Source organism: Lentzea guizhouensis, from assembly GCF_001701025.1.
Classification (GTDB): Bacteria; Actinomycetota; Actinomycetes; order Mycobacteriales; family Pseudonocardiaceae; genus Lentzea; species Lentzea guizhouensis.
Genome location: NZ_CP016793.1, coordinates 2,460,571 through 2,477,953 on the forward strand (window position 1 = coordinate 2,460,571; position 17,383 = coordinate 2,477,953).

19 protein-coding genes are annotated in these 17,383 nt (G+C 69.5%); 9 read left to right on the forward strand and 10 right to left on the reverse strand.

All coding sequences use genetic code 11. From position 1 onward, the window contains the following. Nucleotides 1-12 precede the first annotated feature (12 nt). The 4 genes from BBK82_RS12325 to BBK82_RS12340 all read right to left on the reverse strand — a co-directional run bounded on the left by BBK82_RS12325 (nucleotide 13) and on the right by BBK82_RS12340 (nucleotide 3,750). Nucleotides 13-837 (reverse strand): metal ABC transporter permease, encoded by an 825-nt coding sequence (locus BBK82_RS12325; RefSeq protein ID WP_065915137.1) that lies wholly within the window; start codon nucleotides 835-837, stop codon nucleotides 13-15. Continuing rightward, complete coding sequence (locus tag BBK82_RS12330) at nucleotides 834-1,625, reverse strand: metal ABC transporter ATP-binding protein (RefSeq protein ID WP_065915138.1); 792 nt, start codon at nucleotides 1,623-1,625, stop codon at nucleotides 834-836. Before BBK82_RS12330 ends, BBK82_RS12325 begins: the two co-directional genes overlap by 4 nt. Next, a complete protein-coding gene (locus BBK82_RS12335) occupies nucleotides 1,622-2,557 on the reverse strand; it encodes a metal ABC transporter solute-binding protein, Zn/Mn family (RefSeq protein ID WP_065915139.1) in 936 nt (311 codons plus the stop codon). The genes BBK82_RS12330 and BBK82_RS12335 overlap by 4 nt, the downstream gene beginning before the upstream one ends. Before the next feature lie 98 nt (nucleotides 2,558-2,655). Then, nucleotides 2,656-3,750 (reverse strand): ABC transporter ATP-binding protein, encoded by a 1,095-nt coding sequence (locus BBK82_RS12340; RefSeq protein WP_065915140.1) that lies wholly within the window; start codon nucleotides 3,748-3,750, stop codon nucleotides 2,656-2,658. Nucleotides 3,751-3,932: 182 nt separating this feature from the next. On the opposite strand from BBK82_RS12340, the gene BBK82_RS12345 reads away from it, so the two are divergent. Beyond that, on the forward strand, nucleotides 3,933-4,481 hold the full coding sequence (locus tag BBK82_RS12345) for a dihydrofolate reductase family protein (protein ID WP_065915141.1): 549 nt from the start codon (nucleotides 3,933-3,935) through the stop codon (nucleotides 4,479-4,481). On the opposite strand, the gene BBK82_RS12350 is transcribed toward BBK82_RS12345, so the two are convergent. The 3 genes from BBK82_RS12350 to BBK82_RS12360 all read right to left on the reverse strand — a co-directional run bounded on the left by BBK82_RS12350 (nucleotide 4,471) and on the right by BBK82_RS12360 (nucleotide 7,607). Beyond that, nucleotides 4,471-5,367, reverse strand: a complete 897-nt coding sequence (locus tag BBK82_RS12350) for a sugar ABC transporter permease (RefSeq protein ID WP_065915142.1) — start codon at nucleotides 5,365-5,367, stop codon at nucleotides 4,471-4,473. The two genes, BBK82_RS12345 and BBK82_RS12350, sit on opposite strands and share 11 nt — an antisense overlap. A 1-nt stretch (nucleotide 5,368) precedes the next feature. Further along, on the reverse strand, nucleotides 5,369-6,286 hold the full coding sequence (locus tag BBK82_RS12355) for a carbohydrate ABC transporter permease (RefSeq protein ID WP_065915143.1): 918 nt from the start codon (nucleotides 6,284-6,286) through the stop codon (nucleotides 5,369-5,371). Nucleotides 6,287-6,347: 61 nt separating this feature from the next. Then, nucleotides 6,348-7,607 (reverse strand): extracellular solute-binding protein, encoded by a 1,260-nt coding sequence (locus tag BBK82_RS12360; RefSeq protein WP_065915144.1) that lies wholly within the window; start codon nucleotides 7,605-7,607, stop codon nucleotides 6,348-6,350. Between the two features lie 222 nt (nucleotides 7,608-7,829). On the opposite strand from BBK82_RS12360, the gene BBK82_RS12365 reads away from it, so the two are divergent. Continuing rightward, nucleotides 7,830-8,867 carry a LacI family DNA-binding transcriptional regulator gene (locus tag BBK82_RS12365; protein WP_065915145.1) on the forward strand — a complete coding sequence of 346 codons (1,038 nt, stop codon included), beginning with the start codon at nucleotides 7,830-7,832 and terminating at the stop codon, nucleotides 8,865-8,867. A 134-nt stretch (nucleotides 8,868-9,001) separates the two neighbouring features. Beyond that, nucleotides 9,002-10,105: a LacI family DNA-binding transcriptional regulator gene (locus BBK82_RS12370; protein ID WP_071812588.1), complete on the forward strand. Its 1,104-nt coding sequence runs from the start codon at nucleotides 9,002-9,004 to the stop codon at nucleotides 10,103-10,105. A gap of 13 nt (nucleotides 10,106-10,118) precedes the next feature. Here BBK82_RS12370 and BBK82_RS12375 read toward each other — a convergent pair whose 3' ends face one another. Continuing rightward, entirely contained in the window at nucleotides 10,119-10,784 is a 666-nt protein-coding gene (locus tag BBK82_RS12375) for a hypothetical protein (RefSeq protein ID WP_154697264.1), read from the reverse strand. A 151-nt stretch (nucleotides 10,785-10,935) separates the two neighbouring features. Here BBK82_RS12375 and BBK82_RS12380 point away from each other — a divergent pair, with 151 nt between their 5' ends. The 3 genes from BBK82_RS12380 (at nucleotide 10,936) to BBK82_RS12390 (ending at nucleotide 12,904) form a co-directional block, all read left to right on the forward strand. Continuing rightward, the gene (locus BBK82_RS12380; protein ID WP_065915148.1) at nucleotides 10,936-11,448 is read left to right on the forward strand and encodes a beta-class carbonic anhydrase; all 513 of its coding nucleotides are present in this window, start codon (nucleotides 10,936-10,938) and stop codon (nucleotides 11,446-11,448) included. A 77-nt stretch (nucleotides 11,449-11,525) separates the two neighbouring features. Next, nucleotides 11,526-12,395, forward strand: coding sequence for an HhH-GPD family protein (locus BBK82_RS12385; RefSeq protein WP_065921007.1), 870 nt, complete (start codon nucleotides 11,526-11,528; stop codon nucleotides 12,393-12,395). Further along, the gene (locus BBK82_RS12390; RefSeq protein WP_083267927.1) at nucleotides 12,395-12,904 is read left to right on the forward strand and encodes a 2'-5' RNA ligase family protein; all 510 of its coding nucleotides are present in this window, start codon (nucleotides 12,395-12,397) and stop codon (nucleotides 12,902-12,904) included. The genes BBK82_RS12385 and BBK82_RS12390 overlap by 1 nt, the downstream gene beginning before the upstream one ends. Here the strand turns inward: BBK82_RS12390 and BBK82_RS12395 are convergent. Further along, the gene (locus BBK82_RS12395; RefSeq protein ID WP_083268780.1) at nucleotides 12,853-13,617 is read right to left on the reverse strand and encodes an alpha/beta fold hydrolase; all 765 of its coding nucleotides are present in this window, start codon (nucleotides 13,615-13,617) and stop codon (nucleotides 12,853-12,855) included. The two genes, BBK82_RS12390 and BBK82_RS12395, sit on opposite strands and share 52 nt — an antisense overlap. On the opposite strand from BBK82_RS12395, the gene BBK82_RS12400 reads away from it, so the two are divergent. From BBK82_RS12400 to BBK82_RS12410, 3 genes are read left to right on the forward strand one after another with little or no spacing between them, the layout of a single operon-like run. Beyond that, complete coding sequence (locus BBK82_RS12400; RefSeq protein WP_154697265.1) at nucleotides 13,616-15,064, forward strand: M1 family metallopeptidase; 1,449 nt, start codon at nucleotides 13,616-13,618, stop codon at nucleotides 15,062-15,064. The genes BBK82_RS12395 and BBK82_RS12400 overlap by 2 nt on opposite strands. A 10-nt stretch (nucleotides 15,065-15,074) precedes the next feature. Then, nucleotides 15,075-15,386 (forward strand): antibiotic biosynthesis monooxygenase family protein, encoded by a 312-nt coding sequence (locus BBK82_RS12405; RefSeq protein ID WP_065915150.1) that lies wholly within the window; start codon nucleotides 15,075-15,077, stop codon nucleotides 15,384-15,386. After that, on the forward strand, nucleotides 15,383-16,195 hold the full coding sequence (locus tag BBK82_RS12410; protein WP_237048151.1) for an SIR2 family NAD-dependent protein deacylase: 813 nt from the start codon (nucleotides 15,383-15,385) through the stop codon (nucleotides 16,193-16,195). The genes BBK82_RS12405 and BBK82_RS12410 overlap by 4 nt, the downstream gene beginning before the upstream one ends. A gap of 6 nt (nucleotides 16,196-16,201) precedes the next feature. Here BBK82_RS12410 and BBK82_RS12415 read toward each other — a convergent pair whose 3' ends face one another. Next, on the reverse strand, nucleotides 16,202-17,179 hold the full coding sequence (locus tag BBK82_RS12415; protein WP_237048152.1) for an endonuclease/exonuclease/phosphatase family protein: 978 nt from the start codon (nucleotides 17,177-17,179) through the stop codon (nucleotides 16,202-16,204). Between the last annotated feature and the right edge of the window lie 204 nt (nucleotides 17,180-17,383).

The following is a 17,383-nucleotide window of genomic DNA, read 5'->3' on the forward strand; positions in this document are numbered from 1 at the left end:
CCGGCGCGGGCCCTACGCGACCCGAGCGGGCCGCCCCCGCACCGCCCCGACCCCGCGGCAAAGCAGGTAGATCACGAAACTCACCGCGGTCACCAGCGCCGACACCGGCAACCCCGGCTCCAGCGACAGCAGGATCCCGCCGACCGCCGCCACCTCCGCGAACACCACGGACAGCACCACCGCCCGCACCGGCGACGCCGTCAGCCTCATCGCCGCGGCGGCCGGCGTGATCATCAACGCCAGCACCAGCAACGCCCCGACGACCTGCACCGACAGCGCGGTGGCCACGCCGACCAGCACGGCGAAGACGATCGACAACCCCCGCACCGGCACGCCACGGGCCACGGCCACGTCCGGGTCCACCGAAGCGAAGAACAACGGCCGGTAGATCACGGCGAGCACCACGAGGACCGCCACCGACGACACCACCAGCAGCTGCAGGTCGGTGGAGTCGACCCCGACGATCTGGCCCACCAGCAGACCGAACTTGTTCGACGACCGTCCCTTGTAGAGCGCCAGCATGAGGATGCCCATGCCCAGCCCGAACGCGAGGATCGCGCCGATCACCGAGTCCCGGTCGCTCTCCCGCCGCGACAGCACGCCGAGCAGCACCGCGGCGATGATCGAACCCGCCAGCGCGCCGTAGCCGACGCCCACGCCCAGCAGCAGGGCCGCCGCGCCGCCGGTGAAGGCGAGCTCGGAGGTGCCGTGGACGGCGAAGGCCATCTTGCGGGTCACGATGAACGGGCCCAGGGCGCCGGCGACGAGGCCGAGGACGGCGGCGGCGATCAGGGCGGTCTGGACGAAGTCCAGGGCGAGCAGGTCGAGGAAGGTCACGACGCGGCTCCGGCCGAGAGGTGGTGGGTTTGTTCTTCGCAGGCGCCGGCGCCGACCACCAGGATCTGGTCGCGGACGCGGACCACCTCGACCGGGGTGCGGTAGAGCTCGGACAGCACGGCCGAGCTCATGACCTCCTCCGGAGTGCCCACCCGGAAGCGGCCGCCCACCAGGTACAGCACCCGGTCCACCAGGGGCAGGACCGGGTTGAGCTCGTGGGTGACGAACAGGACGGCGGTGGAGGCTTCGCGGCGGCGTTTGTCGATCAGTTCGCTGACCACGCGCTGGTTGGCGAGGTCGAGCGAGAGCAGTGGCTCGTCGCAGAGCATCACGGTCGGGTCGCCGACCAGCGCCTGCGCCACCCGCAGCCGCTGCTGCTCACCGCCGGACAGCAGGCCGATGGGCGAGTCGGCGTAGGCGGTGGCGCCGACGGACTCGATGGCCGCGTCGACGCGGATGCGGCGGCCGGTGCGACCGCGCAGGCCCATGCCCCAGCGGTTGCCGTCGAGGCCCAGGCCGACGAGGTCGCGGCCGCGCAGGGTCATGGACTGGTCGAGCGCTCGCTGCTGCGGGATGTAGCCGATGGCGCGGTTGCCGCCGGAGACCTCGACCGTGCCGGAGGACAGCGGTTGCAGGCCCAGCAGGACGCGCATCAGGCTGGTCTTGCCCGAGCCGTTCGGGCCCAGCACCGCGAGGAACTCACCGGGCTCGACGTCGAGGTCGAGTGAGTCCCACAGCACCCTGTCCCCGTAGGACAGCCGGGCCCCGCGCAGCGAGATCGCGGTCATGCCTTGAGCGCCTGCGAAAGGGCGTCCACCTGCTTGCTCATCCAGTCAAGGTAGCTGGTCACGCCCTGCGGCAACGTCTCGGTGACCTCGACGACGGGCACGCCAGCGGCCTTGGCCTTCTCGACCAGCTGCTTGGTGACGTTGTTCTCGGTCTGCGTGTTGTTGACCAGCACGTTGACCTGCTTGCCCTCGACCAGCTGGTTCATCGACGCGAGCGCGGCGGCGGGGATGTCGGACTCCTCCTCGACGGCCTTGCTGAACGCCTCGGGGGTCGCGTCCTCCGCACCGGCCTCGTCGAGCAGGTAGTGCGCGATCGGCTCGGTGGCGGCGACCTTCTTGCCGGTGCCCGCTCCCGCGATCTTCTTCTCCAGGTCCTCCAGCGCGGCGGTGAACTTCTGGGTGTTGCTCTCGAACGTCGTCTTCTTGTCCGGTGCGAGCGCGCCCAGCTCGTTCGCCGCGGCCTCGGCCACCGCCTGGACGGTGTGCAGGTCGTACCAGACGTGCTCGTTCTCGGCGTGGTCGTGGCCGTGGTCGTCGGCGGGCGCCTCGGAGGTCGGGGCGGCGGAGGTCGTCTCCTCTGCGTGGGAGTGCTCGCGCAGCGGGAACGCCTCGATCTTCTTGGTGGCGTCGCTGGTGATCAGCTTCGCGAAGAAGTCGTCGTAGCCGCCGCCGTTGAACACGACCAGCTTCGCGTCCTTGACCAGCGCCGCGTCAGCCGGCTTGCTCTCGTAGGAGTGCGGGTCGGCGGACGGGTCGGCCAGCAGTGCCTTGACCTCGACCGCGTCGCCACCGACGGCGGCGACGACGCTGCCCCACACGTTGGTGGAGGCCACGACCTGGATCTTGCCGTTGTCGGCGGACGGCGTGGTCGTGCCGCACGCGGCCAGGCTCACGACGGCGAGAGTGCCGACCAGAGCGTTGCGGAGAGTCATCACGCCGTCCCTCGATCAGGTAATGGAAACCGTTGTCGAGTTCAGCTTACGACATGGAAAAGCCCCCGACGGTCACGCCGGGGGCCTTGACGTGTGAATCACGCCTCCAGACGGTCGCCCGTCTCGGGGTGGAACAGGTGGATCTCGGTGTGGTCGCGGACGGCGACCTTGACGTGCTGGCCCAGGGTGGGCGGCGTGCGGCCGTCGACGCGGACGACGAAGCGCTGCGCGGAGTCACCGATCTTCACGGCACCGTGCACGAGGGCGTCGGCGCCGAGCTCCTCGACCAGCTCGACGGTCATCTCCATGCCCTCCTCGGTCGACGGCACGATGCCGAGGGCCTCGGGGCGGATGCCGAAGGTGACCTCGTCGAGGCCGCCGGCGGCGTCGAGCGCGGCGCGGGACAGCGGCACGATGACGCCGTCGAGCTTCGCGCCCTCCGACGAGATCGGCACGGTCTTGAGGTTCATGGCGGGCGAGCCGATGAAGCCGGCGACGAACGCGTTGGCCGGGCGGTCGTACAGCGCGCGCGGGGTGTCGCACTGCTGCAGCAGGCCGTCCTTCAGCACGGCGACGCGGTGGCCCATCGTCATGGCCTCGACCTGGTCGTGCGTGACGTAGATCGTGGTGGTGCCGAGGCGCTGCTGCAGGGCCGCGATGTTCGCACGGGTCTCGACGCGCAGCTTGGCGTCCAGGTTGGACAGCGGCTCGTCCATGAGGAACACGGAGGGCTCGCGGACGATGGCGCGACCCATCGCGACGCGCTGGCGCTGACCACCGGAGAGCGCCTTCGGCTTGCGCTCCAGGTACTTCTGCAGGTCGAGCATCTTGGCGGCCTCTTCGACCTTCGCCTTGATCTCGGTCTTGCTGACGCCGCGCAGCTTGAGCGCGAAGCCCATGTTCTCCGCGACCGTCATGTGCGGGTAGAGCGCGTACGACTGGAACACCATCGCGATGTCCCGGCCCTTCGGCGGCACGTTCGTGACGTCCTTGCCGCCGATGTGGATGGCGCCCTCGTCGATGTCCTCAAGGCCCGCGAGCATGCGCAGCGCCGTCGACTTGCCGGAACCGGACGGGCCGACGAGCACCAGGAACTCGCCGTCCGCGACCTCGAGCGAGAGCTCGTCGACCGCGCGGACCGGCGGGTTGCCGGAGAACACCCGCGACGCCTTGACGTAGGACACCTCTGCCATGTGACGCACCTTTCACCGCTTGTCTGGCGGCGACGTTAGGCATTGCAAGCGCTTACGGGAACAGACGTAAGCGCTTACGTCGCGGGAGATCGACAACGTAAGCGCTTACGTTGCGGCCGAACCGATGAGTCCACGGCGGTATCCCGGTCTGTCCTGGTGGGAAACGACGACGGGAGCGACCGATGGGCAACGTCCGACTGCACTTCTCGATGTCACTGGACGGCTTCGTGGCCGACGTGAACGACGGCATGGGCTGGCTGGCGCACACGACCGCCGGCTCCGGGCTCGCCAAGGACTACGAGGAGCGCACCGGTGCGCTCCTCGGCGGCAGGAAGGGCTGGGAGGCCTACCCCGACCCGGCCGTGGCGTACAGCGGCCAGTTCGTCGGCAAGCTGTTCGTCCTCACCCACCACCCCGAGGACGTGCCACAGGCAGCAGGGGTCACGTTCCTGAACTGCGACGTGGCCGAAGCGGTGCGGATCGGCCTGGAAGCCGCGGACGGCAAGGACCTGGCCGTGCTCTCGCCGACCATCGGCAGGCAGCTGCTGGAGCGCGGGCTCGTCGACGAGATCGCCGTGCACATCGCCCCCGTGCTGCTCGGCGACGGGCTGCGGTTCTACGACAACCCCGGCGCACGGCCGATCCACCTGCACCGGCTCGACACCGACGACCCCCACTCGGAGGTGGACGTGCGGTACCGGCCGGTGCGGGAGGAGACCGTCAGCCCTTGACGGCGCCGGACGCGAGGCCCTGCACCAGGAACCGTTGGACGAGGTAGAACACGACGATCGCGGGGATGGCGACCAGGATGGAGGCGGCGGCCAGGTGGCCCCACTCCGTCCTGTTCTGCTGCACGAACACCTGCAGGCCGACCGCGAGGGTCTTCGACTCGTCCGCCGCGGACAGGAAGGCCGACGCGAACGCGACCTCGCCCCACGCGGTCAGGAAGGCGTAGAACGCCGTCACGGCGAGGCCCGGCTTGGCCAGCGGCATGATCAGCCGCCAGAACACGCCGAACGGGGAGAGGCCGTCCACGCGGCCCGCCTCGTCGATGTCGGCGGGCACGGTGTCGAAGTAGCCCTTCAGCATGTACGTGCAGAACGGCACCGCCGTCGTGCAGTAGACGAGCACCAGGCCGATCGTGGAACCGTTGAGCCCCAACGCGATCAGGATGTTGTACAGCGGCACGATGAGCACCGCGAACGGGAACATCTGCACCAGCAGGAACGACATCATCAGGCCGCGCTTGCCGGGGAACCGGAACCGCGAGGCCGCGTAGCCCGCCGTGGCCGAGATGAACACGCCGAGCACGGTGGTCAGCAGCGCGATCACCACGGAGTTGCCGAACCAGGCGAGGAAGTCGCCCTTCTCGCCGGCCAGCACGCGGCTGTAGTTGTCCAAAGAGGACTCGTTCCACAGCTTCGGGGTCGGTTCGACGGCGCGGGCGTCCGGCTTCAGGGAGGTGACGAACACCCAGAAGATCGGGAACACCGAGATGATCGACGCGATGACCAGGGCGCCGTGCAGCAACGCCGACGCGCCCTTGGAGCGGTCCGTGCGGCGCAGCCGGCGTTCGGGGGCCCGCACCACCTGGAGAGACGAAGCATCGAGCGTCATGTCACCACACCTCGCCCTGCTTGCGCAGCGCCCGCCGGTAGACCGCGGCGAACACCAACAACACCGAAAGGATCAGCACGCCGTAGGTCGACGCGATGGCGTAGTCGCGGGACGCGCCGGAGAAGAAGCGCTCGAAGGCGTAGGTCACCAGGATCCGGGTGTTCGGGTTGGGGCCCGCCACCAGGTAGATCACCGGGAACATGTTGAACGTCCAGATGATGCCGAGCAGGATCACCGTGGACGACACCGAGCGCAGGCCCGGCAGGGTCACGTGCCGGAACCGCTGCCACGGCGTGGCGCCGTCCACCTCCGCCGCCTCGTAGAGGTCACCGGGGATCGACTGCAGGCCACCGAGCAGCGCCACCATCATGAACGGCGTGCCCAGCCAGACGTTGACGATGATCACGGACACGAGCGCCCAGTCGGACTGGCCGAGCCAGACCGGGTCCGGCAGGCCGATCGCGCGCAGGACCTGGTTGATGATCCCGTACTGCGCGTTGAACATGTACTTCCACGCGAACGCGCTGATGAACGCGGGCACGGCCCACGGCAGGATCAGCAGCACGCGGTAGAGCGAGCGGCCCGCCACCTGGCGGTTGAGCAGCATCGCCAGGCCGAGACCGATGGTGTAGTGGAAGAACACGCAGGCGAACGTCCAGACCAGCGTGCGGACCAGCGTGCCCCAGAAGGCGCCGTAGGAGTCGCCGCCGGACAGGATGTTGAGGTAGTTCTTGAAGCCCACCACGTCGTAGGACGCGGGCCGGTCCAGGACCGGGTTGGCGATGTTGCCCTCGTTGATGTTCGTGAAGGTGAAGTACACGCCCTGGGCGAGCGGGTAGAGCACCAACACCGCGATGACCACCACGACCGGCAGCACCATCGCATACGCGTACCAGTACCGGTCCAGGAACCGACGCACCGATCTCCTCCGAACCTCAGGCGAACGGCCGGGGCGTGCAACCCCGGCCGTTCAACACCAATCAGCCGATCGAGTACTCGGGGACGACCTGCTCCTTGTAGGCCTTGGCGACGTCGTCGAGCGCCGCCTTCGGCTCCTTCTTGCCGGCGAGGACGTCGGCGTAGGCGATCTTCAGCGGGTCGAACAGCTGGCCGCCCTCGGGGATCCACGCACGCTCGTGCGCGACCTTGGTGACCGGCTCGAACGCGGCGACGACGGCGTTGGCCTTGACGTCGGCGTTCTGGTAGGCCGACTTGCGGGTCGGCAGCAGGCCGAGGTCCTTGGCGATGGCGGCCTGCGACTCGACCGACGCCATGCACTGGATCAGCTTGATCGACGACTGCTTCGCCTTGGTGCCCTGGCGGATGGTGTAGTCGTGGCCGCCGACCGGCGCGCTGCCCTTGCCCGCGGTGGGGCCGGGGACCGGCGCGATGCCCAGGTTGGCCTTGTCGGTGAACGCGGTGCCCTTGAGGTAGTCGGCGACCGACCACGGGCCGTTGATCACCATCGCGGTGTCACCGCTGGTGAACGCCGCCTGCATCGTGGTGTAGGAGTTCGTGGCGTCCAGCGAGGTGAACGCGGCCTTGGCGTCGAGCAGGCCCTTCGCGGTCTGCAGCGCCTTCACGTTCTGCTCGGAGTTGACCACGATCTTCTTCGACGCGGCGTCGACCAGGTCGCCGCCCTCGCCGTAGATGAACGGCAGCGCGTAGTACGCGTCGTTGTTGAGGAAGATCGACTTCTCGCCACCCAGCTTCGCGGCGGCCGCCTTGACCTCGTCCCACGTCTTCGGTGGCTCGACACCGGCGTCGGCGAGCTTCTTCTTGTTGTAGAACAGCGCCAGCGAGTCGGTCACCTGCGGCACGGCGTAGGTCTTGCCCTCGAACTTCGTCGAGCCCAGCGGAGCCTCCAGGAAGTCGGAGGTGTCCTTGGCGAGGTCGGTGTCGCTCAGGTCGGCCACGTAGCCGAGCTTCGCGAGCGCGGGCACCCAGGCGACCTCGGCGCGGAAGACGTCGGGACCCTGGCCACCCTGCGCTGCGGTCTTGTAGTTGGCGAGCGCGGTGTCGAAGGCCTGCGTCTCGACCTTGACCTTGTAGCCGCCCTTGGTCGCGCAGTCCTCGGCGATCTTCTTGAACACGGGGCTCTCGTTGGGACCACTGGTGTCCCAGAAGGTCACCTCGCCCGAGTCGGATCCGCTGTTGCTGCTCGATCCGCCACCACCACAGGCGGTGAGCACGAGGGCGACACCCGTCGCCATGGCGGTCACGAGGGTTGTCCGTCGCATCGTTGCTGCCGTTCCCTCCAGCTGGGCCTCATCTCCCAGCGAGATGAGGGGTCTTGCAAGGTTTTGCGAGAATGTTGCGGGCGATTTCACTACCCGAACCATGGTCAGGTCAAGACATCGACCGTAACCAAGCCGTAACGGCGTTGTCCTGCAAACCGTCGTTGCAAATTTTTTCTGAACACGGCAGGCTGGCCCCGCAACCGAGCTGACCAGGGAGGCAACGTGTCCGGACTGTCCGAGATCGCGAGGGCAGCCGGGGTGTCCATCTCGACCGTCAGCCGGGTGCTGAACCGGCGAGCCGGCGTCAACGACGAGACCAGGCAGCGGGTGCTGTCGGTGCTCGCGGAGATGCCGTACACCCCGCGCGGACTCGGCGCCTTGCAGCGGACCGGCGTGATCGGGCTGCTGGTGCCCGAGCTCTCGAACCCGGTGTTCCCCGCGTTCGCCGAGGCGCTGGAGACCCGCGCCGCGCGGCTCGGCTACTCCTCGCTGCTGTGCAACACCCGCAGCGGCGCGCCGATGGGCGAGGAGGAGTACGTCCGGATGCTGCTGGCCCGCGGGGTCGAGGGCATGGTGTTCGTGTCGCCGGAGATCACCAACGTCGAGGTGCCGCTCGGGCAGGCGCCGCAGCCGAGCTACTACGCGAAGCTGCTCGCGGACGGCGTGCACATGGTCTTCCTCAACGGCGCCACGCCGGCGTTGGACGTGCCGGACGTGACGGTGGACGAGCAGCTCGCGGGCTACACGGCGACCAAGCACCTGATCGAGCTCGGGCACGAGCGGATCGGGTTCGTGTCGGGTCCCGCGCGGTCCCTGCCCTCACGCCTGAAGCGCGCCGGGTGGGCGGCCGCGCTGGAGGAGCAGCACCTGCCGGCGGGCTCGGAGTACGTGGCGCACGCACCGTTCAGCGCCGAGGGCGGTGGCGAGGCACTGGCGCAGCTGATCGACACGGTCATGCCGACCGCGGTGATCTGCTCGTCGGACCACATGGCGCTGGGCGTCATGCGGGAGGCCCACCAACGGGGGATCTCGGTACCGGACCAGCTCTCGGTCGTCGGGTTTGACGACATCCCGCTGGCCGCCTACTCCTCGCCCGCTTTGACGACGCTCGCGCAGCCCATCGAGGAGATGGCGGCGGCCGCGATCGACGAGCTGGTGCTGCGGCTCGACCCGGATCGCCGCAGGCAGAGCACCGACAACTACACCCGCGTGTTCCGGCCGCGGCTGGTCGTGCGGGAATCGTCCGCGCCACCGAAGTAAGACGCCCGATGGCTCATATTGGTCTGGACCAACTTCTGAACAAGGCAGACGGAACGACCAGCGCGGATGCGTCATTTGAGGGACGCGGGTCACCCTGACTTCACGAATTGGTTCTGAACCGTTACGGTCCTTTCATGGCGCGGTCGATGCATGTGCGACGTCCGGCGACGCTGGCCTCTCTGGCCGCTGAGCTGGGCGTTTCCCGGACAACGGTGTCCAACGCCTACAACCGGCCCGACCAGCTCTCGCCCGAGCTGCGTCGCCGGGTGTTGGACACGGCCCGAAGGCTGGGTTATCCCGGCCCGGATCCTGTGGCGCGCTCGTTGCGCACGCGCAAGGCCGGGGCGGTGGGACTGTTGCTCACCGAGAACCTCTCCTACGCGTTCCGCGACCCGGCCGCGATCGGGTTCCTCGAAGGTCTCGCCCTGGCGTGCGAGGACGCCGGCACCGGCCTGCTGCTGGTGCCCGCGAACCCGGAACGCGAGGACGTCGCCTCCGTGCACCGCGCCGGCGTCGACGGCTTCGTCGTCTACTCGGTGCCCGACGACGACCCGCACCTGGCCGCCGTGCTGGAGCGCCCGGTCCCGACCGTCGTCTGCGACCAGCCCGACCTCGGCACCGTCGACCGCGTGGGCATCGACGACCGCGGCGCCATGTACGAGCTCGCCAAGCACCTGATCGGCCTGGGCCACCGCCGCGTCGGCGTGGTGTGCATGCGCCTGGCCCGCGACCGCAACGACGGCTTCGTGACGCCGGACCGGCAGCACGCCGCGCACTTCCACGTGCAGCGCAACCGCCTGTCCGGGCTGGCCGAGGCGTTCAGCGAGGCGGGCGTGGACTGGTCGCAGGTGCCCGTCGTCGAGCGCTTCGACCACAACACCTCCTCCGGCGCGTCGGGTGCCGCGCAGGTGCTGGACCGCGACCCGCAGATCACGGCGTTGATCTGCACGTCCGACGTGCTGGCCCTGGGTGCGATGACCGAGGCGGGGCGGCGGGGCCTGCGGGTGCCGCACGACCTGACCGTGACCGGGTTCGACGGCATCCGCGCCGCCGAGGAGGCTGGGCTCACGACGGTCCGCCAGCCGGTGCTGGAGAAGGGCAGGGCGGCGGGCAAGCTGCTGCTCGACGCGCACGAGCGGACGCGGCCGCGGTCGGTCAACCTGGCGACCGAGCTGATCATCGGCAAGACCTCGGGACCGCCGCGCGGTGGTGCCGAGGAGCGCTGGTTCGGCCCCTGATCGGTTCGCGGGATCAGTTCCCGAGCCGGAACACGGTGGGCTGGCTGGACTTCCCGGCCAGCTTCGCCACCAGCAGGTAGTCCCCCGCCCCCAGCCGGGTGTGCGCGCCGCACCCCGGCTTCGAGGTCGAGCCGGCCCACCTCGTGCCGAAGGTGAAGATCTCCTTCGGCGCGAGCACCCGCATCTCCTTGCCGACCGCGGCCAGGCAGTGGTTGCTCGACCACAGCACCGTGGCGCCGTCGGCGGTGAGCACGGTCAGCTCGCGGTGCTCGCGGCCGATGTCCTTGATGCACGGCGCCTCGCCGTTGTTCGCCACGTCCATCGACAGCTCCGCCTGCTCACCGAGGGTGTAGGAGGCCTTGCCGACCTTCGCGACCACGCCGATCACGTCGTCGGGGCACGGCTGCGGCGGGCCGGGAGGCGGTGGCGGTGGGGGCGGCGGGGTCGTGGCGGCCGGCGAGGTCGTCGAGGACGCCGGGCCCGTCTCGGACATCGTGGGCGGCGGGGTGGAGGAGGAGGCCGCGGCCGCGTTGGTGGGCTGGGCCGGCTGGTCGGAACCGGAGCCGAAGAGGCCGATGACCCAGATCAGGACCAGCAGTGTGACCAGGGCGGCACCGATCGCGGCGATGCGGCGGCGCCAGTACACCGACGACGGGAGCGGTCCTGTGGGCTCGGTCACGGCCCGAACGTAACGGGAGTCGGTGGAATCGAGGCGTAGGCGAGCCTAGCTCGATCCGGTGAACGTGATATGGAGCGGAAACCTCTTGTGAACGCGGGCTAACTCAAGTTCCATCGGGCGGGGGTCCGCCGGTAGGCCATGGAGGTGTGTCATGACCGCGATCGACGAGCTGCTCAAGCGGAACTACGAGCTCGGGAACGTGGTTCCCGGAGATCGTTCGTCCGCGAAGCCGTCCCTGCAGGTGGCAATCCTGACCTGCATGGACTCGCGCATCCGGGTGTTCGAGATCTTCGGTTTGAAGCAGGGTGAGGCGCACGTGCTGCGCAACGCGGGCGGTGTCGTCACCGACGACATGATCCGCTCGCTGGCGCTGAGCCAGCGCAAGCTGGGCACGCGTGAGGTGCTGCTGGTCCACCACACGAACTGCGGCCTCGAGATGGTGACCGAGGACGACTTCAAGGACGAGCTGGAGGCCGACACCGGTCTGCGGCCGACCTGGGCCGTCGAGGCGTTCAAGGTCGTGGAGCAGAGCGTGCGCGGTTCGATGGCCCGTCTTCGCCGCAGCCCGTTCATCCCGCACACGGACAAGATCCGCGGGTTCGTCTACGACGTGCACACCGGCGAGCTGCGCGAGGTCGACGCCGCGGAGACCGCCGCCGCCTGACGCTGTCGCACGCGGGGAGCTTCCGTACTGTCAGAGAGTACGAAAGCTTTCCGCGTGCGTTTGCGACAATGGCGGCGATGAATCACGAGTTGCTGCTGGGCTGGTGGGACACCGCCGCCCGCGACCTGCCGTGGCGCCGTCCCGAGTGCACCGCCTGGGGTGTGCTGATCAGCGAGATCATGCTGCAGCAGACGCCGGTGAGCCGCGTGGAACCGATCTGGCACGAGTGGCTGGCGAAGTGGCCGGTGCCCAGTGCGATGGCCGCGGCCCCGCAGGGCGAGGTGCTGCGGATGTGGGGCAAGCTCGGCTACCCGAGGCGCGCGCTGCGGTTGCACGAGGCGGCCACGGCCATTGCGCGCGATCACGGTGATGTCGTGCCGTCGGACGTGGAGACGCTGGAGTCGTTGCCGGGCATCGGCAGCTACACGGCCCGTGCGGTGGCCACGTTCGCGTACGGGCAGAAGTGCGCCGTCGTGGACACGAACGTCCGCCGGGTCGTCGCGCGCGCTGTGCACGGTGCGGGCGATGCCGGGCCACCGTCGACGAAGCGCGATCTGCGTGACGTCGAGGCGATCCTGCCGGAGGACCAGCACGACGCCGCCGTGTTCAGCGCCGCGTTGATGGAGCTCGGCGCGTTGATCTGCACGGCGAGGAACCAGAAGTGCGCCGACTGCCCGCTCTACGCCGAGTGCGCGTGGCAGCGCAACGGACGTCCGGCCTACGCGGGACCGGTGAAGAAGGTGCAGCAGTTCGCGGGCACCGACCGGCAGGTGCGGGGCAAGCTGCTCGACGTGCTGCGCGGCTCCCCCGGCCCGGTGCCGAAGGTCCAGCTCGACCTCGTCTGGAACGACGTCACGCAACGGGAGAAGTGCCTGGTCTCCCTGCTCGACGACGGCCTGGTGGAGCAGACGCGCGACGGCCTGTTCGCGCTGCCGGGAGAACACTGATGCACGCGCTGGTGGCGTTCTTCGACGACGACGCGGACAAGAAGATCCGCGACCTCCAACGGCGCATCGGCGCGCAGCACGACCACCCGCCGCACCTCACCTACGCCGTGGCCACGACCATCGGCCCCAAGGTGCGCAAGGAGCTGCGCGAGGACCTCGAACGGCTCTGGCTGCCGGACCTGTGGCTGCACAACCTCAGCACGTTCTCCACGGTCGACAACGTGCTGATGCTCGCCGCCGTGGTGGACGCCGAGCTGCTCGCCGTCCACTCGGCGATCCACGACGTGCTCGCGGGCAAGGTGAAGAACCCGAACGCCTACTACCTGCCGGGCAGCTGGGTCCCGCACTGCACGCTCGTGCACGGTGTCGGCGAGGCGGCGATCAAGACCGCGTTCGCCGAGGTCTTCCCCGTCGAGCCGATCCGCGCGAAGGTCCGCGAGGTGTCGGTCGTGGACACTCAGACCGGCGAGATCGACGTGCTCAAGAAGGCCTCCACGGCACCGCGGTAGACCCACGGCGCGGTGGCGTGCACCAAGTGCCCGGCTTCGGGGACGTAGAGGTACTGCCCGCCGGACAACCGCGCCGCCTCCACCATCTGCTCCGGTAGCTGGCCGCCCTGACCTGCCTCGATGACCAGCGACGGGCAGCGCACCGCGGCGATCTGCTCCCAGTACGCCCGCGTGCCCCACTCGGCGGCGATCTCGTAGAGGTCGTCCATCGCCGCGATCAGGTGCCAGCCGTCTTCGCGTTCCTCGAAGTACTCGGCGAACACCGGCGCGCCGAAGAACGACGTCACGTGCGCGAGCGACTGGAACGGCACCGGCCAGGCGTCGAAGAACCACTTCCACTCGTCGATCGTGCGGCCCCTGTTGTCCGGGGCGAAGTCCTCGACCACAATCGCGCTGACCAGGTCCGGACGGGATGCCGCGAGACACCACGCGTGCAGCCCGCCCATGGAGTGCCCGACCACGACAGCGGGCCCGAGGTCGAGCTCCTCGATGGCGCGAGCCGCGTCGGCGACGAAGTCCTCGGTGCGGAAGGGGCCGCGGTGCGGGTTTCGGCCGTGCCCCCGCGCGTCGATCCCGACCACGCGGCCGTGTGGTGTCAGCCACTGCGCCACGGGCCACCAGGCGGTGGCCCTGCTCATCAGGCCGTGCAACAGCAGGACGCCTTGACCGGTTCCGCCGAACTCCACCACCGACACGGGGATGATTAAACGCATGAAGGCCCGTCCGTACCTCGTCGCCCTCGTGTTGCTGGTGCTCGTCGCCGGTCTGGTGGTCGTGCTGCGCACGCCGACCGGTGACCCGGCCGGGCAGGGGAAGACCTCACCGCAGGCCGCCGTGGAGGCGGGTGCCGGTGCGGGTGACGCGTACTACCCGACGGACGGCAACAGCGGCTACGACGTCACCCTCTACGACCTGGCGATCAACTACGACCCCGGCACGAAGCAGCTGAACGGCGTCGCGACGATCACCGCGACCGCGACGGACGACCTGGCCAGGTTCAACCTCGACCTCGAGGGCCTGACGGTCAGCGACGTGAAGGTCGGCGGCCAGCCGGCGAAGTTCACGCAGGAGGGCGACCACGAGCTCGTCATCACGCCCTCCGCCCCGGTCGCGAAGGGCAGGCCGTTCCTCACGCTCGTCACCTACGGCGGCAAGCCGACCACGATCGACGACGCCTCGCTCGGCCGCAGCGGCTGGCAGGTCTCGTCCACCGGCGGGGCGTTCGCCGCAGGTCAGCCGCACTCCGCGACGACGTGGTTCCCCGCCAACGACACGCCGCGCGACAAGGCCGCGCTCAAGCTCGCCGCGCGCGTCCCGGACGGCTGGTCGGTCGTCTCCAACGGCGTCGAGGGCACCGGGCTGCGCGGTGACGGCTGGACCACCTACACCTGGCAGGAGGACACCCCGCTGGCGACGTACCTGGTCACGGTGGCCATCGACAAGTGGGAGATCGTCCGCTCGCAGCTGCCGGACGGCAAGCCGGTGATCGACGCCTACGCGCCGGGTACGGCCGCGGCGAAGAAGCCCATCCAGGCCCGGCTGCCCGAGGTGCTCGCGTTGCTGGAGAAGAAGTTCGGCCCGTACCCGCAGCGCGCGGCCGGCAGCATCTGGGTCGCCGACCAGATCGGGTTCTCGCTGGAGACCCAGACCCGGCCGATCTACGCGGCGTGGGCAGACCTGGAGACCGTCGTGCACGAGAACGCCCACCAGTGGTTCGGCGACTCGGTGACGTTGCAGAACTGGGCGGACATCTGCCTGAACGAGTGTCTGGCGTCGTACGCGCAGTGGCTGTGGGCCGAGCACGAGGGCGAGAACCTCGACGACCGCTACCGCCGCGAGATGGAGGACAGGCGCGACAGCTCCCGGTTCTGGTCGCCGAAGCTCTACGACATGGGGCAGGGCAACGAGTTCCGCGGCGTGTACGACAAGGGCATCCTCGCGGTGCACGCGCTGCGCAAGCAGGTCGGCGACGAGGTGTTCTTCAAGGCGCTGCAGAACTGGACCGCGCAGCACCGCGACGGCAACGCGTCCTGGCCGCAGTTCGAGGACCACTTCAAGAAGGCGTCGGGGCAGCAGCTCGACGGGTTCTTCAAGGCGTGGTTCCGCGACTCGGGCATTCCGGAAGATCAGTACCTGCTGCCCTCGGCCCTGCGACGCTAGTGTTGGTGCCATGGCAGTCGTGAAGATCAACGCGATCAAGGTCCCCGAAGGCAACGGCCCCGAGCTGGAGAAGCGCTTCGCCGCCCGGCTCGGTGCGGTCGACAACCAGCCCGGCTTCCTCGGCTTCGAGCTCCTGCGGCCGGTCGCGGGCGAGGACCGCTACTTCGTCGTCACGCACTGGGAGACGCACGAGGACTTCGTGGCGTGGCGCGACGGCCAGGCCGGCGCCGCAGCGCACGCCGGTGAGCGCGCCAAGCCCGTGGCCTCCGGTGCCGACCTGCTGGAGTTCGAGGTCGTGCTGGGGAGCAAGCCCCAGCAGTGACCGCGGACAGCGCCTCCATCGAGAGAGCCGCCGAGCTGATCGCCGGCGCGGACGCGGTGCTCGTCTGCGCCGGCGCCGGCATCGGCGTCGACTCCGGGCTGCCGGACTTCCGCGGCACCGAGGGCTTCTGGCGGGCCTACCCGCCGTACGAGCGGCTCGGGCTGAAGTTCGAGGAGATCGCCGACCCGGTGCACTTCGCCGACGACCCCGCGCTGGCGTGGGGTTTCTACGGCCACCGGCTCGCGCTGTACCGCTCGACCGTGCCGCACGAGGGCTTCGAGGTCCTGCGCTCGTGGGATGCCCGCATCTTCACGTCCAATGTGGACGGTCAGTTCCAGAAGGCCGGCCTCACCGACGTGGCCGAGGTGCACGGGTCGATCCACCACGCGCAGTGCGTGGAACCGTGCACCGACGACATCTGGGAGTGCTCGTTCGACGTCGCGGTGGACCCGGAGTCGATGCGCGCGCTCGACCCGTTGCCGACCTGCCCGAACTGCGGCGGCCTGGCCAGGCCCAACATCCTGATGTTCGGCGACTGGGGCTGGGTGCCGCACCGCAGCCAGGCCCAGCTCGACGAGCTGACGGCGTGGCGGCGGACGCAGCAGCGGCTCGTGGTGGTCGAGATCGGTGCCGGGACCGCGGTGCCGACCGTGCGGCGGCAGGCGGAGCTCGCCAGTGCCGCCTCCGGTGCGCTGGTCAGGATCAACCCGCGCGAGCCGGAGGTCAGGCACGGCAGGGGCGTCTCGTTGCCGATGAACGCCCTCGAAGCACTCACGGCACTTCGTGCCGCGATCGGTCGCACGTCCTGAGCACGGCTAGCGAGGCACCACGAACTGCGTGACCAGCGCGCGGTGGTCGCTGCCGGGAACGTCGAACACGTCCACCGTGTCGACCGGGCACCGCGGGTCCACCAGCACGTGGTCGATCGTGACCGGCGGCGGCCAGATCCCGCTCTGGCTCGGCCACGTGTGCACGAGCCCCTTGCCGACCTGGTCCGCGGCGTCGACGTAGCCCTTGTTGAGCAACCGCGTCATGCCGACGTGGTCGAGGGTGGCGTTGAAGTCGCCGGCGAGCACCCGCATCGAGCCCGTGGAGTCGGGACTCGGCAACCCGGCCAGCTCCCGCTGCCACGCCTCCGGCCCCTGGTTGACCACCGGCGGCAACGGGTGCACCGACACGACCTCGATGTCCTGCGCCCCCGGCACGTCCACCGACGCCCCGGCCTGCTGCAACGTGCCAGGAGGCGTGAGATCCCGCTTGGTCAGCGGAAACCTCGACGCGATCCCGGAACCCGACCCGCCCGGCTCGGGGATGAACACCCGGTTCGGCAGCACCTGGTCGAGCCCGGCGCGTTCGAGGTCCCGCACCATCGCGGGCGACAGCTCCTGCATCGCCAGGATGTCGATCCGGCGGTCCCTGACCTGCCCGACCACGAACTCCGCGTCCGCCTTGCCGACGAGGAAGTTCGAGGTCATCAACCGGACCTCCTGCCCGACCACGTTCGGCCGCGGGTCCGAGAACGCCCGCGGCACCACGTTCGCGACGAGCACGATCGCCACCAGCGTCATCGTCAGCCCGACGACCCACCGCCTGCGCAACAGCGCGAACAACCCGATGAGCAACCCCGCCACCGTCAGGTACGGCGTCAGGGCCGTGGTGGCGATCATGTGCCGGGTGCCGTCGATGCCCAGCAGCCGCAACAACGCCACCGCCACGAACGCGATGGCGCAGACGACCAGCACGAACGTCGTGAAACCGCTCTTGGGCTGCCTCAGCTCGATCCTGGTGTCCACCTGCGGGGGACGGCCGGGAGCACGGTTGCGTTGCCTCCGGGAACTGTCAGACCCCTCGCGCATCCTGATCTCAACACCAACTCTTCGGGAGAACAACGGGAGCCAAGGACTGGATGCTCTTCTACGCATCCGACGACGTCAGCACGGTCCTGCGGGCAAAACCCCTGCTCGACCGCCTGCACCCTGTCCGCGAACCCACCCGAG

Coding starts and splice junctions, on each gene's coding strand:
- BBK82_RS12330 (WP_065915138.1), bottom strand. CDS start 1,625: ATGACCGCGATCTCGCTGCGCGGGGCCCGGCTGTCCTACGGGGACAGG.
- BBK82_RS12335 (WP_065915139.1), bottom strand. CDS start 2,557: ATGACTCTCCGCAACGCTCTGGTCGGCACTCTCGCCGTCGTGAGCCTG.
- BBK82_RS12340 (WP_065915140.1), bottom strand. CDS start 3,750: ATGGCAGAGGTGTCCTACGTCAAGGCGTCGCGGGTGTTCTCCGGCAAC.
- BBK82_RS12345 (WP_065915141.1), top strand. CDS start 3,933: ATGGGCAACGTCCGACTGCACTTCTCGATGTCACTGGACGGCTTCGTG.
- BBK82_RS12350 (WP_065915142.1), bottom strand. CDS start 5,367: ATGACGCTCGATGCTTCGTCTCTCCAGGTGGTGCGGGCCCCCGAACGC.
- BBK82_RS12360 (WP_065915144.1), bottom strand. CDS start 7,607: ATGCGACGGACAACCCTCGTGACCGCCATGGCGACGGGTGTCGCCCTC.
- BBK82_RS12370 (WP_071812588.1), top strand. CDS start 9,002: ATGGCGCGGTCGATGCATGTGCGACGTCCGGCGACGCTGGCCTCTCTG.
- BBK82_RS12380 (WP_065915148.1), top strand. CDS start 10,936: ATGACCGCGATCGACGAGCTGCTCAAGCGGAACTACGAGCTCGGGAAC.
- BBK82_RS12385 (WP_065921007.1), top strand. CDS start 11,526: ATGAATCACGAGTTGCTGCTGGGCTGGTGGGACACCGCCGCCCGCGAC.
- BBK82_RS12390 (WP_083267927.1), top strand. CDS start 12,395: ATGCACGCGCTGGTGGCGTTCTTCGACGACGACGCGGACAAGAAGATC.
- BBK82_RS12400 (WP_154697265.1), top strand. CDS start 13,616: ATGAAGGCCCGTCCGTACCTCGTCGCCCTCGTGTTGCTGGTGCTCGTC.
- BBK82_RS12395 (WP_083268780.1), bottom strand. CDS start 13,617: ATGCGTTTAATCATCCCCGTGTCGGTGGTGGAGTTCGGCGGAACCGGT.
- BBK82_RS12405 (WP_065915150.1), top strand. CDS start 15,075: ATGGCAGTCGTGAAGATCAACGCGATCAAGGTCCCCGAAGGCAACGGC.